The following is a 15,092-nucleotide window of genomic DNA, read 5'->3' on the forward strand; positions in this document are numbered from 1 at the left end:
ACATGGGGGAGACAGAATTGTGCAGGGATAAAAATTTTTCTTTGAAAAATTTTTATTTGTTATCTTGTAGGGGACGCCGCCCTCGGCGTCCCCTACAAATTCATTTCTGTTTAAGCAGGATTTCCGCGATAGCTATATCCTCGGGAGTAGTTATCTTGATATTTGTATAATCTCCCACGGTCATAGCCACCTTGCCGCCGATAGCCTCTACGAGCTGGCAGTCGTCGGTGAAGTCCAGCCCGTGTTCGAGTGCAAAATCAATGCCCTCGAAATAAAGCTTTCTCTTGAATATCTGCGGAGTCTGAGTGATATAGAGGTACTTCCTCGGCGGAGTATCTGTGATAAGTCCGCCCTCAACGGTCTTGATAGTGTCCTTTACGGGGACTCCCAGTGTAGCGCCGCCGAAAACAGAAGCGTCCTTGATTACTTTTTCGATGTGCTCTGGCTTGACAAGGGGACGTGCTCCGTCGTGAACAGCTATCAGCTCGGTATCCTTTGATATTTTGCGGACGCCGTTGATAACGCTTTCCTGACGGGTAGAGCCCCCTGTGGTACATTCTTTGAGCTTTGTTATCCCTGCGGCTTCCGCCTCAGCCTTGATAGCAGGGATATCGTCCTCACGGGCAACTATGACTATCTCGCTGACGCTCTCGCAAGCCTGAAAAGCCTGCATGGTAACGCCTATGACCTTTCGCTCGCCAAGTGGGAGCAGTATCTTGTTTACTCCGCCCATTCTGGTGGAGTTTCCTGCGCAAACTATTACAACTGATGTTTTCATGTTATTTCTCCTTTATTTAAACTGATTAATCGGGACGCGGCTCTGTGGGAGCTGTTCTTATGCGTATTTTCGGCAGCTTCTCCAGCGTACAGTAATAATTGTACAGCCCGTCGGGGAGCGACAGGTCGTTCTCGCCGCTGGCAGGGGGAGCAAATATCCTCAGCTCCATATCCGTGGGAGCGTTTATCGTTTTGCCGAAAAATGCAGGCATAAGGTCTATTATCTTAGCCTCGGGAGACTTGTAGAACCACTGTCCGTTTACTTCTATCATAAGGTTTGAATCATCCTCGAAGTGAAGCTCGCAGAAGTGAGGCTCGCCGTCGAAATGCAGAGGTATGGCAATGCCCTCTGCGTCCTCGGAGCTGCCCCAGCGCAGTTTCACAGGCAGGGTAATTTCTTCTCCCTTGACCATAGTCGGCATAAAACGGGGACGGTGTATTATCTCCCTGTAAACGTCCATAACAGGCTGTGGAACGCCTGTATCGCGGTGGTTCACGTCCTGTATCTCCAGACCGAGCCTGCCGCGGTCACGGAACTGATAAAATGTCACACCCGACAGCCAGTCGGCGTTTTCGGCTTCTATCATGTCGTAGAATCGCTGTATATCCTCAGCCTGTCCGTATGCTCCCGACACGTCGCCGTCGGAGTTGAGCTCCGACACCAGCATGGGCTTTGGAACGCCGCCGTTGAGGTACATGAAGCGCTCATAGCTCCGCTTTATCATCTCGAAAATGTCCTTTACGGAGGTGCGCTGATGAGAGTTTCCGCCCCTTTCGGCTATATCAAAGGGGAATCCCCAGTGGAGGGAGATGTACTTGTCCACCGACCAGATATCGGTCTCGCGGACAGCCTGTGCGAACTCCTTTTCCTTTACCATTTCCTCAGCGTTCAGGTCCTCGACTCCGCCGATGCAGAGGATAGTCAGCACATTTGGAGCGTGTTCCTTTATGATGTGTATGGCACGGCAGTAGAAGTCCGCTACCTGCTGATAGGTCGCACGCTTGTTGAACTCGAACCAGTTTCCCGTGGCTTCGTGATTGATACGCAGGAAGAGCCTGCCGAACGGGCGCAGGTCATCGCCGATAGCGGCGAGGTGCTCGTCGGAGACAAAGGGGTCAATGGTGAGGGTGAGGATAACGTCCTGACCGTGTCGGCGTATATCGCGCATTGAAGCAAAGGGCTCACCGTCGATATTGCCGCTGAGACCGCCGAGGTAGGGGAAATAGTCATCATATGGGTAGTCCCACTGAAAACGCGCCTTTCTCATGTCTGGGACTTCCGAGATACGGGCAGGGAACTCCTTGTCCAGCGGGTAGTAGCAGTACATGAGACTGACAGCGCGGTGGGGTCTGCCCAGCCTGCGGAGAATGTAGTCCTGAGGGACGTACTCGCCGCGCTCGCTGCCGTCGCCGATATCCGCGGCGCACCGAGCCTTATTCAGTTTTACGGAGAATATCTTGTCCATTGTATCCCTCCCGAGTATTTATTTGCAGGGACTGCCTTTGGCAGTCCGCACCTGACGAAACGGCTTCAAACAACCATGTGTAGGGAACGCCGCCCTCGGCGTTCCGAGCCTGACGAATCAACTTCAAATAACCATTTGTAGGGGCTGGCGTCCTCGACAGCCCATTAAGGGACGCCTTCACTTGCAAGGCACCCTAATCGGGTCCGTCCCCTCTGTCGCGTTGCGACATCTCCCCACCCCGTGGGGAGTCACCCTCTTTCAAAAACAGTCCACAGGACTGTTTTTGAAATTCACCCTTGCGAAGCGCCTTCGTAACTGCGGGGCTTTGCCCCACGCCCCACCAGAGGCGCTGCCTCTGGACTCCGCCAAAGGAACACAGTCCCTTTGGAATCCCGTTCGTGGGCTCGGCAAGTTAGTATATCATGATTTATAGATTAATTATAATATACCGCCGAAAAGATGTCAACATAAACCGTCCTGCATTACACTTGAATTTTTTCACGGAAAGTGGTATAATCATACTTTGAAAGGAGAGCTGTTTATGCTTGCTAATTATCATACCCATACCGAGCGCTGCGGACACGCAAGGGGCACAGACAGGGAATTCGTGGAAAGCGCTATCAAAGGCGGCTTCGATGTGCTTGGCTTTGCGGACCACTGCCCGTGGGTGTTCGGGGACGGATATGTTTCACATATAAGAATGACTCCTGCGGAGGTAGACGGCTATTTTGCGTCCCTGACCGCGCTGAAAAAGGAGTACGCCGACGATATCCGCATTTATATCGGCTTTGAAGCGGAGTTCATACCGCAGCTCATAGAGGCGCAGGACAGGCTTCTTGCTGACTATCCGCTGGATTATATGATAATGGGACAGCACTTCAACAACCCCGAGAACTGCGGCGAGTACATGGGAGTGCCAACGAGCGACGAGGGACTTCTCAGGGAGTACGTTGACCGTATCATTGAGGGCATGGATTCGGGAAGATACCGCTATCTTGCGCACCCCGACCTGCTGGACTTCACAGGCAGCAAGCAGGCATACGAGGAGCATTATACGCGGCTCTGCGAGTATCTCAAAGCAAAGGATATCCCTGTTGAGATAAATATGCTTGGCATGATGAACAACAAGCATTACCCGTCGGAGCGTTTTTTCCGTATCGCGCAGAAGGTAGGCAACAAGGCTATAATAGGCTGTGACGCACATATCCCCGGGTTTTTGAATGACTCCTCCATAATGAAAATAGGCAAAGCCTTTGCGGACTTGATGAAGCTGGAGCTGGTGGAGTCGCTGAGCGGTCTTGAATGATTTTGTAGGGAACGGCGCCCTCGCCGTTCCGCTGCTTGTAGGGGCGCACAGTGTGCGCCCGTGTAACAACAATGTAGGGACGACCATTGGTAGTCCGCGTGATGAATATAATTGTATGGCGTGTAGGGGCGGATATTATCCGCCACTACATCGGAACGCCGAGGGCGGCGTTCCCTACGGATATAAATTTAAGAGAGAAGAAGATAAAATGAGTATTTTTGATGTGTTCGACAGGATTTCCGCAAATTCTAATGCGGCAAGAGGTAAAATAGAATATGTAATAGCAGGTCTTGGCAATCCGGGGCTTGAATACGAGAACACCCGACATAATGCAGGCTTCATGGTGCTGGATATGCTGGCGGAGCAGCTGGGCGAGAAGATAGACCGCCTTAAATTCAAGGGCAAGACTGCCGAGGTCACTATCGAGGGCAAGCGCTGCCTGCTGCTGAAGCCCACCACCTACATGAACAACAGCGGCGAAGCTATCGTGCAGGCGCTGGAGTTCTACAAGATAGAAGCTGACCACCTTATAGTCGTATGCGACGATATATCGCTGGACTGCGGAAAGCTCCGCATACGCCGCAAGGGCAGCCACGGCGGACACAACGGTCTCCGCAGCATATGCGAGCTGACGGGCAGGGACGACTTCCCACGCATAAAAATGGGCGTTGGCAAGAAGCCCCACCCCGACTATGACCTTGCAAAGTGGGTTCTGGGCAAGTTCGGCAAGGAGGACTCGGAGAAAATGGCTGAGTCCGCGAAAAACGCCTGCGAGTGCATAAAGCTCATGGTTCAGGACAAGACCGACGAAGCCATGAACAAGTACAATTCCTAACGGAGAAACAAATGGAACTTTTCAGAAAAATATTCAGCGAGCTTGCAGGCTTCAAGAGCCTGCGGGAGGCTGTTGACAAAAACATCTCACCTGTCTCCGTGACAGGTCTTTCCCATATACACAGGGCGCAGCTCATTTACGCTCTCGGGGACAGGGGAAAGATAGACATTGTTATAACGGGCACGGAAGCCGAAGCGAAAAAGCTCTGCGACGATATCAACATGATGGCAGGCTGCGAAGAAGCAGTGCTGTTCCCGTCAAAGGAGCTGGTTTTCACTCCCGTTGACAGCACCAATCACGAATACGAACATATGCGTATAGCCGCCCTCATAAAGGCGGCTAAAAGTCGTTGCAGCGTTATCTGCGCGAGTATCGAGGCTGTCATGCAGCCAGTTATCCCTGTGGGAGTCCTCATTGCCGCAGGTATCGAGCTTACGCAGGGACAGGAGGTAAACCTCACAGAGCTTGCGGTGACACTTGCAAAGTGCGGCTATCAGCGCTGCGAAAAGGTGGAGGGAGCTTCCCAGTTCTCCATTCGCGGCTCTATCCTTGACATCTTCCCAGTGCAGGCTGACAAGCCCGTCCGTATCGAGCTCTGGGGCGACGAGATAGACAGCATTTCCGAGTTTGAGACCGATACCCAGCGCCGCACGGACTCCCTTGACAAGGTGGAGATATACCCATCAGGAGAAGTCCTCTACGACAACGAGGAGCTTGCCGACAAGATAGAGGAGCTCTGCAAAAAGGTGCGCGGCAAACGCATGGACGCAGTCCGCGAACACTTGGGCGCAGACGTTCACAGACTGAGGGCAGGGGAGATACTGGCTCACAGCGTCAAGTATTACCCACTTGTATACGGCGAGCCCTCCACGGTTTTCGACTATATCGACGGAGCGGTACTTTTCAGCGATTATTCCGACATTATGGACAACGCCGCAGGCATACTCACCCGTCACAATGAGGACGTAAAGATACTCATGGAGGACGGTCAGCTTTGCAAGGGACTTGACGGCTATGTGCTGGAGCTCCCCGAGGTACAGCACCGCGCCGAGAAGCGCGTCTGCCTGTACATGAGCAGCTTCATGCAGGGCGGCGAGCGTATTGACTTCCGCAGACTGGTAAGCTTCGAGGCAATGCAGACCGCACCGTGGAGCGGCGAGATGAAGCAGCTCATCGAAGACCTTGAGGAGTACAAGCGCCGCGGCTACCGCATGATACTTGCGGCAGGCAGCGACAAGACGCTCCCTATAATACAGCAGGATATCACCGAAAAGGGCATACCCTGCGACCTTGCGGAGCATAACATCGAGCCTGCCGAGGGCAGAGTTGTGCTCATGTCGGGCAGCTTCGGCGGCGGCTTCGAGTATCCCGAGAACAAGACCGTTCTCATCACACAGGGGCGCTCTATGGACGCAGTCCGCAGAAAGCGCCGCAAAAAGAAGAACAAAGCCGAGGAGATACGCTCTCTTGCGGACATCTCCGAGGGCGACCTCATAGTTCATTCGGGACACGGTATCGGACGATTCATCGGTATCCGCAAGCTTGAAATGGACGGCGTTACCAAGGACTACATCACCATACAGTACGCAGGCACGGATAAGCTTTATATCCCCGTAACACAGCTCGATATGGTGTCAAAATACATCGGTCCAAGGGACGACAGCGGCGTGAAGCTGAACAAGCTCAGCTCGGGCGAATGGCAGAAGACCAGAAGCAACGTAAAACGCGCCGTCAAGGACATGGCTCACGAGCTCATTGCCCTTTATGCAAAGCGCGAAAAGAGCGTGGGCTTCGCATTCTATCCCGACGACGAGATACAGCGCGATTTCGAGGAGCGTTTCCCCTATGTGGAGACCGACGACCAGCTAACTTCAATTGCCGAGATAAAAGCTGACATGGAGCGCCCCCGTCCTATGGAGAGACTGCTCTGCGGCGACGTAGGCTTCGGCAAGACCGAGGTAGCCCTCAGAGCTGCCATGAAGTGCGTACTTTCGGGCAAGCAGTGCGCTATCCTTGCGCCTACAACGGTGCTCGCCTATCAGCATTACCAGACGGCGCTCCGCCGTTTCGAGCACTTCCCCGTGCAGATAGAGCTCCTCAGCCGTTACCGCTCCCCGAAACAGCAGGAGGAGATAATCAAGAAGCTTAAACAGGGACGTATAGACCTCATCATCGGCACACACAAGATAATCCAGAAGTCCGTAGTTTTCAAGGACTTGGGACTTGCCATAATCGACGAGGAGCAGCGCTTCGGCGTTGCCCACAAGGAGAAGTTCAAGGAGAGCTTTACGGGTGTGGACGTTCTCATGCTCTCCGCAACGCCTATCCCGCGTACCCTTAACATGGCTATGAGCGGCATACGTGATATGTCGGTAATTGAAGAACCTCCGCAGGACAGATACCCCGTCCAGACCTACGTCATCGAGTACAACATGGGCACAGTAGTCCAAGCTATCGTCAGGGAGCTCCGCCGCGGCGGACAGGTCTACTATATCCACAACCGCGTGGAGACTATCCGCGCCTGTGCTTCGCGTTTGCAGGAAATGCTGCCCGAAGCCCGTATCGCAGTTGCACACGGACAGATGAGCGAGGACGAGATGTCCGACATATGGGAGCAGCTTGTGGAGCACGAGATAGATATCCTTGTCTGCACCACTATCATCGAAACAGGCGTGGACGTACCAAACGTCAATACCCTTATCATCGAGGATTCCGACCGCTTCGGACTTTCCCAGCTCTATCAGCTCCGCGGACGTGTGGGACGTTCAAACCGCCGCGGCTATGCGTATTTCACCTATCAGCGCGACAAAGTTCTGACGGAGATAGCCACCAAGCGACTGAACGCCATGAGGGAGTTTACCCAGTTCGGCAGCGGCTTTAGGATAGCCCTCCGCGACCTTGAGATAAGAGGCGCAGGAAGCATACTGGGCGGCAGACAGCACGGACATATGGAAGCTGTTGGATACGATATGTACTTACAGCTCCTCTCCGAAGCCATAGCCGAGGAAAAGGGCATACAGCCCGAAAAGGTGCCCGAGTGCCTTGTGGATATTCAGATAGACGCACATATCCCCGAAAAGTACATTTCAAGCCTTAATCAGCGAATAGATATGTACCGCAAGATAATGCTGGTCAACGAGGACAGCGACAAGACCGACCTCATCGACGAGCTCATAGACCGCTACGGTGAGCCGCCTAAGTCCGTTGTGGGACTTATCGACGTGTCGCTGCTGAGAAACAAGGCAGCGCATCTCGGAATCACCGAAATATCTCAGAAAAACGGCGCTATGTACTTCTATACCGAGTACCTTGTGCCTGACCAGATAGTAGCGCTCCAGCAGGCATACAAGGGCAGGATAGCCTTCAACGGCGCAGGTAAGTCCTATGTTTCGGTGAAGATATCGCCTAAGGTACGCCCATTCGATATGATGCGCGACACCGTGGAGATAATCTACCAAAATAGGGAAAAGAACTAAGACTGTAGGGGACGGCGTCCTCGACGTCCCGAGCCTTTAGCCATTAGTAGGGGCGGATATTATCCGCCCGTCCAATGGATAATTCATAATTAAAGGTGAACCGCATGGTTCGCCTTTTTTGTAGGGGCGCACAGTGTGCGCCCGTCGGGATATGCGGCAAATTTATTCGGGCGAGCGGAACTCGTCTCTGCAAGCTAATGGCTAAAGGCTAACGGCTCGGAAGCGCAATGCGCGTCCCTACGTGAAAACCGCGTGAAAATCATAAAAATTAACAGAAAAGACTTTACTTGAATGACCATTTGTGCTACAATGTTGGTGTAAACACAAAAGGAGCGAGAGCTCCGTAAGATATAAAAAGGAGTGACATTATGAACTATAAAAGCTTTATCGCAGGCGCTATGGCTTTTGCTCTGGCGGCTTGCGCGGCAGGCTGCGGAGAGAAAAAGGAGTCCGACAGCAAGCCTGACAGCAATAAAGAGACTACGGCAGCTCCCACAGAAGCGACTGCCGAGGAAGTTACAGAAGAAGAGCCTCCGAAGCCTGTAGAGGCTACAGATCCCAATACGGTTACCTTTGACGACGGAGTTTTCGACTTTGCATTTGCAAAGGGCGACGACGATGACTGCGCAAAGGGCGAGCTTTCCGTTGTGGAGCTCATGGGCAATAAAATGCTGAAATTCACCGACGACAATACCGTTCCCCTCAAAGGAAAGGTGCAGAAAATAGGCATCAGCGCAACGAAGCTTCTCGGAAATGAGGGCGCAGCAAAGGTCCGTAGCATTGAGTTTGATATGTATGCTCAGGCTACAGCCGACCACCTCAAGACCGACGACGCTGACGGAGTAAGAGCTCCGGGCTGGATAGGCGGCGGCGGCGGTACAGTTACCGCACAGGAAAAGTGGTACGATTTCAAGGAGTTCAGCGGCGGCGAGTACAACTTCGAGACCTCGGGCAACGTCCATGCGGTATTCAAGTTCCTTCTTGCTGACAGCGGACAGTGCTGGAACGAGGATATGGAAGACGCAAACTTCCTTATCATGCGCTGGGGCGTAGCAAACGAGTCCGATATGTACATTGACAATATCGTGTTCTATGACGAGGACGGCAAGTCCATACCGCTTCTTGATCAGAAGTCAAAAAAGGAGCAGCTTGAAGACGCTGCAAAGGAGAAGGCTTCCGAGGCAAAGGCTCAGTTCGACGAGGCAGTTGAGAATGCAAAGGCTGACGCTGAAAAGACCAAGGAAGAAATGAAAGCCGAAGCTGAAAAGACTAAGGAAGAAATGAAAGCGGACTATGAAAAGGCAGTTGCCGACATGAAGTCTGATTTTGAAAAGGCAAAGAGCGAGATAGCTAACTCCGAGGAATACGAAAAGGTAAAGGCAAAGATAGACGAAGCCGAGGCAAAGCTGAAAGAGGACACCGAAAAGGCGAAATCAGCTATTGAAGAAGCTTCCAAGGCTATCGAAGAAGCAAAGAAAAAATGACATGAAAAAGCTCCCGATTTTCGGGAGCTTTTTTGCAGCGTGACGCTGCACCCTTGCCGCGTTGTCGCTTGCTTCACGCGCTCACTTTTATAAAGAGTGTTTATTGTACATCGCTTACGGAGCCAAAAGAAGCAAGGCGTCCTGCAAGAAAGGACGCCTTTTGAATGTATTTTTATAATTCAATCAAAATAAAAAATATCCTCAAACTTCTTATCAAGAGCAATGCAGAGTATCAGTGCAAGCTTAGCCGTAGGACTGAACTGTCCCGTTTCTATGGAGCTTATGGTATTACGGGAAACACCCACCATTTTCGCAAGCTCGTCCTGCGAGAGTCTTTGCTCCTTGCGTATTTCTTTGAGGCGGTTTCGGAGTATAAGTGAATCGTCTATCATGTGCTCACCTCTTATAGTCCATAAGTGAAGTAATTTCACAGAATGCTAAAAATCCGAACCACAGCGCGAACCATACGGTGGCTGCAATTATGGGCAGCTTATGCTTCTTTTTGCTTGTGAAGCACCTGTACAGTCCCATAATAACAGGAGCGCTGAAAACAACTGTCATCAGTCCGATGTTGTACTCACCGTAAACATGCTTTTCCGCAAGAACGATAACACATGCGAAAATCACAACTGCTACAAGAGAAAAAACTGACATTTTTCTTATTTCTTCAATTTCGGGCAGATCCTGATTTTTGAATTCCTTCCTGCTTTTTTTGAGTATATCTTTTTTGTTCATGTGCTCTCACCGCCTTATGTTTTGAAGCCGAAAAGCTCGCATATTCCGATGAAAGCGGGGATAAGAAAGGTTAAGCCCGAGACTGTTGCCAATAAAATATCCGAGGCTTTTTTGCTTTTTATTGCTCTGTAAAGCCACATTGAGAACGACATGCAGAATTCTACAGCGATAATACCATAATTAACACGCTGTGTAGCGATCAGGGACAGCATAGTCCATAATACCGTGAAAGCCATACTGATTATCAGAGCGAATCTTGCAGCGCTTTTGAAATGGTCTATCTCTGCGATATCGCGGTTTTTGTTTTCCTGTCGGCTTTTAGCGAGTATTTCTTCTTTATTCATAAATGTTACCTCCCATATCATGCAAAGTTTTGTTGTCAGATTTTGACAAGTATACTTGGTAATTGTATTATAGCACTGCCAAGTGTACTTGTCAAGACTTTGCAAAGCAAACTTGTCATTTTCGTGATTTTTACCAATCAGGCGGTCATCGAATAGTTGCATATGCACAATAAAGCCCTTAGCCTGTAGGGGCGGCGGAACGCCGCCCGAAGGTCTTGCAGCGGCTATAAATGACCATATGTAGGGGCTGGCGTCCCCGACAGCCCGTGATAGGCGTATAATCCATGTCGGGAGCCCGAGGGCGGGCTCCCCTACATATCATACTATAAAAATGAAAAGGCACCGTAATTTTACGGTGCCTTAATTCTTAGCTCTTAGTTCTTAGTTCTTAGTTCTGTTAGCCCATAACTACCTTTATCTCATTAACATCGGCAAGCTTATCGGCAGGAACATAGTTGCCTGCAAGCTTCTCGCCGTTGAGAGTGAGCTCCTTTACGCCGCTCTGAACGTGTGCGGAGTTGTTGATAGTGATGTTGAGCTTCTTGCCGCGGAAGTTCTTCTCAATCTTGAATCCGTCCCACTTAGCAGGGATAGACGGAGCGATAGCAAGTCCGTTAAGGTCGGGGCGCATACCGCAGATACCCTCAACACAGCCTACCATTACAGTAGAAGCTGTACCTGTGAGCCAGTGAACGTGTGAACGTCCCTCGTAAGGAGAAGCCTTCGACTCGGTGAACTGACCGTGAACATATGGCTCCATAACACGAATTTCAGCCTTGTCGTTCATAGCGGCAGGCGAGCTTTCAAGGAAGTACTCGAATGCGCGGTCACCGTGACCGAGGAGAGCCTCTGCAAGTATCAGCCAGCCCTGTGACTGTGAGAAGATACCGCCGTTTTCCTTTGTATCGAGGTTGAATACCTGCATGAGAGCGCCCTTGAAGTGGTGGTACTTGTAAGGCGGTTCGAGGAGCTTAGCACCGTAAGGTGTATTGAGTATATCGTGAACGCTGTTCATAGCCTTTTCAGCCTGTTCTTCGGAAGCAAAGCGTGAGATTACGCTCCAGCTCTGAGGATTGAGCCACATATTAGCCTCGGGATCTTTCTTTGCACCAACGATAACGCCGTTGTCGCGGATACCGCGGATAAATCTGTCCTCGTCCCAGCACTTTTCGAGAGCGTCGCCCAGCTTCTTCTGAACGCCGTCGAGGTATGCGATGTAGTCTGTATCGTTCTTGTCCTTAGCCATGTCGCGCATAACGTTCATAGCGTAGTAGAGCTGGAATGCCACGAATGTGGACTCGCCCTGTGCGCCGAGGCGGAGGCAGTCGTTCCAGTCAGCGTGGAGACCTGCCGGCATATCGTGACTGCCGAGGCGCTCCATAGAGAAGCGGATAGCGTTCTTGAGGTGCTCGTAAACAGTAGCCTTTCCGCCGCCTTCTTCTGCGTATGTGATAACTTCGTCGAGGAAGCCCTTATTGCCGCTCTCGCCGAGGTACTTTACGATAGTGGGGAAGAGCCAGAGAGCGTCGTCAGCACGGTAAGATGGGTGACCTGTTTCCTTGGCGTAAACGCTGTGCTCGTCGTTCTCGTCGGGACAGGTCTCGTGACCTGCGTTGTGGTCGAACTTAACAAGCGGGAGACCGCCGCCGTTGCTTACCTGAGCGGAGAGCATGAAGCGTATCTTCTCAGCTGCCATTTCGGGATCAAGGTGAATGATACCCTGAATATCCTGTACAGTATCGCGGTAGCCGTAGCCGTTTCTGAGACCGCAGTATACGAATGAAGCTGCTCTTGACCAGATGAATGTGATGAAGCACTGGTAAGCGTTCCATACATTTATCATGTTGTTGAACTCGTCTGACGGAGTCTCTACCTTGAAGTTAGAGAGCTGACCGTGCCAGTAGTCCTTGAGCTGCTTTACTTCAGCGTCTACCTTGCCTGCTGCCTTGTATTCGTCGAGGATAGCAGCAGCCTCGGGATCCTTGCGCTCGCCGAGTACGAAGATGAACTCCTTTGTCTCGCCGGGAGCAAGAGTGATATCGCTCTGGAGAGCGCCGCAGGAGTTGGAGTTATAGTTCATAACGCCGCTGCACTTGCCGTTCTCGACAGCGATAGGATTTGAGAAAGTTCTGTAAGGTCCGATGAAGTCGCTGAGGCTTCCGCAGCAGCCTGTAACGGGCTGACCTACCATGCCGAAGAATCTCTCCTGACCGTTGTAGCCGTTCTCGTCGAAGCCTGTGTTCTCGTTCATGTGCTGGAGGATACGGTTGCCGCCCTCAAAGCTTGTGCGGGTGATGAACAGTGTGTACTGGAGGTTTACCTGATCCTGCTCGTAGTTAGGCTCGTTGGTGAACTCGATAAAGCCGAATACAGAGAGCTTTCTCTCCTTTGAGGAGTTGTTTGTTATCTTAGCTCTCCATACTTCGTATGTCTTTCCGTAGGGAACGTAGTATGTAGTTTCGGACTTGATATCAGCGTATTCAGCTGAAATAACAGTATAAGCAGTACCGTGGCGGCATTCGCTCTTGTACTTGTCAAGGGGCTTGCCTACAGGCTGCCATGAAGCCGACCAGTAGTCTGCTGTGTCGTTGTCTCTTATATAGATGTAACGTCCTGGGAGCGCCATATCCGAATTGAAGCGGAAGCGTGAAAGACGTCCGTTAGCGCCTGACTTAACGAAGCTGTAGCCTGCTGCGTTATTGGATATCATAGCGCCGTACTCGGGGTCTCCGAGGTAGTTAGCCCATGGCGCGGGAGTCGCTGGGTTAGTGATGACATATTCCTTATTTTCAAGGTCAAAGTGTCCAAACTGCATAAAACATTTCTCCTTCTCATTCTGCCCTTGGACAGTGCTTGCCTCGGGCATAAAATATCATTCTAAGTATACCATGTAATGCAAAATTTGACAAGGGGGTGATGATGAACAAATTATGAACATCAGCCATAAAAGTGCAGTTTTTTACTACAAATCGTAATATAGTGTTATAGATTTGCTTATAGTTGATATATTCGTGACAGAGGTTTATACATTTCGTTTTAGGGAGAGCCCTGTGCAAGCTGTGAATCGGAGAGTGCAAGGTATGCATAGCGTATTGATTTTTGCACAGAGGTCTAATATAATATAATCACAGGGAATAGCTATTACCACTGATTACATATATTCTTTTGCTAAGGGCTTTGAGGATATTTTCCCCGCCTGCGGCGGGGAAAATATAAAAAATGATACAGGGAGGCGATGTGAGCAAATGAAGATAAGATTGCTTGTAAGCGACGAACACTACGATTCCATAGCGGCTGAGCTAATAAAAAAGGGCATAGACATAGACGACAGTGCCGAGCTGATACTCTCCGAGAGCAACGTCACTGTGTCGCACCTTATAGCGCGGCGCAGCGACGAGATATACAGGCTCGAAACAAAGGATATATCCCACATCGAGAGCTTTGCCCATGATATAGTGGCATACTGCGGAGAGGACGAGTACAAGCTGTCCGAGCCGCTGAAACGTCTCGAGGAGATACTCGACTCAAAGGAGTTTATCCGCGTGAGCAATTCAGTCATAGTGTCCGTATCGCACATAAAGAGCATACGTCCTGCGCTGTCGCAGAAGTTTCTGCTGACCATGAAAAACGGCGCAAAGGTAGACGTAACGCGGACGTATTACTACATATTCAAGGAATTTTTAGGTATATAAGGAGGGAGAACAATGTCGGAAAGAACAGTTATCATAGCCTTTGGTGCGGCGGCTTTATTTATAATAGTTACTATGATAGTATTTATGGTTTTGTACAGGAAAAAAGTCAACAGACGTCTTAAAGAAGCGGCAGAGGGCATAGAGACAAATAAAAAGCCCATGATTCCGCCTGTAAAGTTTTTCATAGTGACGCTTTTTCTTACAATAGTAATGGCGTTCGTGTTCCTGCTTGCTATGGCAGGTATTGCAAGTCTCAGCTATAAAGAAGATATAACGGTCAGAACGAACTCGACAACTCAGTTTCACTCGTATGGTATATCACAGCTGAAAAATACTCCGTTTGCCGAGTATAAGAAATTCGGCGACGAGATAAGCGGCTATAAGAAGTACACAAAGCAGGAGGGCGACATCATCATCAATTATTATATCCTTGAAAACAAGGAGCTGAGCTTTTTGCCCCATGCTGTATATTCTGCTGATTATACGGGAGATAAAGATGCTGTATATGTATATGAAAGAAATATGATACAGGGGAAAAACTACGGCGGCGGAAACGGTTACGGCGGAAAGAAGTTCATTCTCGACAAGCAGCTGAATGTTCTTGAATTGGGTACGAATGGAGATAATGATATAGAGACTGTAGAGATTACAGTGAGTGTTTACTTTGAAGAGCCTGAATCTGACGCGAGAGATATTGATTTTGAGAAAAAGATGGAAGAAAAAGCGGCGCAGAAAGCAGTTCTTGTGCTCACAAAGGAAGATATATTCGGCAAAAACACAGACGGACAAAGGAAATAAACATACAGCAGGCGGCACTTGCCGCCTGTTTGCTTTAGTACACAGAAGTGACAAATGTCACTTTTTTAGTGACAAATGTCACTGCGAAAGTGACAAATGTCATCTATGCAAACGCAAAAAAATGAGTATAATAAAAGCATAGGGTTGCGCGACACCTAAAACAAATCTTGATCCAAACA

At 50.2% G+C, this 15,092-nt stretch carries 12 protein-coding genes; 6 read left to right on the plus strand and 6 right to left on the minus strand.

Annotated elements, in window-relative coordinates; all coding sequences use genetic code 11:
- Positions 1–100 precede the first annotated feature (100 nt).
- A complete protein-coding gene (gene ispD / locus BT105_RS09220) occupies positions 101–778 on the minus strand; it encodes a 2-C-methyl-D-erythritol 4-phosphate cytidylyltransferase (protein WP_072300445.1) in 678 nt (225 codons plus the stop codon).
- A gap of 25 nt (positions 779–803) precedes the next feature.
- Entirely contained in the window at positions 804–2,243 is a 1,440-nt protein-coding gene (locus BT105_RS09225) for a glycoside hydrolase family 26 protein (protein ID WP_072300446.1), read from the minus strand.
- 541 nt (positions 2,244–2,784) lie between these two features.
- Here BT105_RS09225 and BT105_RS09230 point away from each other — a divergent pair.
- From BT105_RS09230 to BT105_RS09245, 4 genes are all read left to right on the plus strand, one after another.
- Positions 2,785–3,549: a histidinol-phosphatase gene (locus BT105_RS09230; protein ID WP_072300447.1), complete on the plus strand. Its 765-nt coding sequence runs from the start codon at positions 2,785–2,787 to the stop codon at positions 3,547–3,549.
- A 208-nt stretch (positions 3,550–3,757) separates the two neighbouring features.
- A complete protein-coding gene (pth, locus tag BT105_RS09235) occupies positions 3,758–4,384 on the plus strand; it encodes an aminoacyl-tRNA hydrolase (RefSeq protein WP_028514105.1) in 627 nt (208 codons plus the stop codon).
- A gap of 11 nt (positions 4,385–4,395) precedes the next feature.
- Positions 4,396–7,860, plus strand: a complete 3,465-nt coding sequence (mfd, locus tag BT105_RS09240) for a transcription-repair coupling factor (RefSeq protein WP_072300448.1) — start codon at positions 4,396–4,398, stop codon at positions 7,858–7,860.
- A 368-nt stretch (positions 7,861–8,228) separates the two neighbouring features.
- On the plus strand, positions 8,229–9,344 hold the full coding sequence (locus BT105_RS09245) for a hypothetical protein (RefSeq protein ID WP_072300449.1): 1,116 nt from the start codon (positions 8,229–8,231) through the stop codon (positions 9,342–9,344).
- A gap of 179 nt (positions 9,345–9,523) precedes the next feature.
- On the opposite strand, the gene BT105_RS09250 is transcribed toward BT105_RS09245, so the two are convergent.
- The 4 genes from BT105_RS09250 to BT105_RS09265 all read right to left on the minus strand — a co-directional run bounded on the left by BT105_RS09250 (position 9,524) and on the right by BT105_RS09265 (position 13,238).
- A complete protein-coding gene (locus BT105_RS09250) occupies positions 9,524–9,733 on the minus strand; it encodes a helix-turn-helix transcriptional regulator (RefSeq protein ID WP_028514108.1) in 210 nt (69 codons plus the stop codon).
- Positions 9,734–9,740: 7 nt separating this feature from the next.
- The gene (locus tag BT105_RS09255) at positions 9,741–10,079 is read right to left on the minus strand and encodes a DUF6442 family protein (RefSeq protein ID WP_024861471.1); all 339 of its coding nucleotides are present in this window, start codon (positions 10,077–10,079) and stop codon (positions 9,741–9,743) included.
- Between the two features lie 14 nt (positions 10,080–10,093).
- Entirely contained in the window at positions 10,094–10,423 is a 330-nt protein-coding gene (locus BT105_RS09260) for a DUF6442 family protein (RefSeq protein ID WP_072300450.1), read from the minus strand.
- Between the two features lie 397 nt (positions 10,424–10,820).
- On the minus strand, positions 10,821–13,238 hold the full coding sequence (locus BT105_RS09265; protein WP_072300451.1) for a glycoside hydrolase family 94 protein: 2,418 nt from the start codon (positions 13,236–13,238) through the stop codon (positions 10,821–10,823).
- 430 nt (positions 13,239–13,668) lie between these two features.
- Between BT105_RS09265 and BT105_RS09270 the strand changes: the two genes are divergently transcribed.
- A complete protein-coding gene (locus tag BT105_RS09270; RefSeq protein ID WP_072300452.1) occupies positions 13,669–14,115 on the plus strand; it encodes a LytTR family DNA-binding domain-containing protein in 447 nt (148 codons plus the stop codon).
- Between the two features lie 12 nt (positions 14,116–14,127).
- Entirely contained in the window at positions 14,128–14,913 is a 786-nt protein-coding gene (locus tag BT105_RS09275; RefSeq protein ID WP_072300453.1) for a hypothetical protein, read from the plus strand.
- The last annotated feature ends 179 nt before the right edge of the window (positions 14,914–15,092 follow it).

This window comes from Ruminococcus flavefaciens, assembly GCF_900119075.1.
GTDB classification, from domain to species: domain Bacteria; phylum Bacillota; class Clostridia; order Oscillospirales; family Ruminococcaceae; genus Ruminococcus; species Ruminococcus flavefaciens_Q.

What these genes read in the sequence shown, in the direction of transcription:
- ispD (WP_072300445.1), bottom strand. Translation starts at nt 778, where the DNA reads ATGAAAACATCAGTTGTAATAGTTTGCGCAGGAAACTCCACCAGAATG.
- BT105_RS09225 (WP_072300446.1), bottom strand. Translation starts at nt 2,243, where the DNA reads ATGGACAAGATATTCTCCGTAAAACTGAATAAGGCTCGGTGCGCCGCG.
- BT105_RS09230 (WP_072300447.1), top strand. Translation starts at nt 2,785, where the DNA reads ATGCTTGCTAATTATCATACCCATACCGAGCGCTGCGGACACGCAAGG.
- pth (WP_028514105.1), top strand. Translation starts at nt 3,758, where the DNA reads ATGAGTATTTTTGATGTGTTCGACAGGATTTCCGCAAATTCTAATGCG.
- mfd (WP_072300448.1), top strand. Translation starts at nt 4,396, where the DNA reads ATGGAACTTTTCAGAAAAATATTCAGCGAGCTTGCAGGCTTCAAGAGC.
- BT105_RS09245 (WP_072300449.1), top strand. Translation starts at nt 8,229, where the DNA reads ATGAACTATAAAAGCTTTATCGCAGGCGCTATGGCTTTTGCTCTGGCG.
- BT105_RS09255 (WP_024861471.1), bottom strand. Translation starts at nt 10,079, where the DNA reads ATGAACAAAAAAGATATACTCAAAAAAAGCAGGAAGGAATTCAAAAAT.
- BT105_RS09260 (WP_072300450.1), bottom strand. Translation starts at nt 10,423, where the DNA reads ATGAATAAAGAAGAAATACTCGCTAAAAGCCGACAGGAAAACAAAAAC.
- BT105_RS09265 (WP_072300451.1), bottom strand. Translation starts at nt 13,238, where the DNA reads ATGCAGTTTGGACACTTTGACCTTGAAAATAAGGAATATGTCATCACT.
- BT105_RS09270 (WP_072300452.1), top strand. Translation starts at nt 13,669, where the DNA reads ATGAAGATAAGATTGCTTGTAAGCGACGAACACTACGATTCCATAGCG.
- BT105_RS09275 (WP_072300453.1), top strand. Translation starts at nt 14,128, where the DNA reads ATGTCGGAAAGAACAGTTATCATAGCCTTTGGTGCGGCGGCTTTATTT.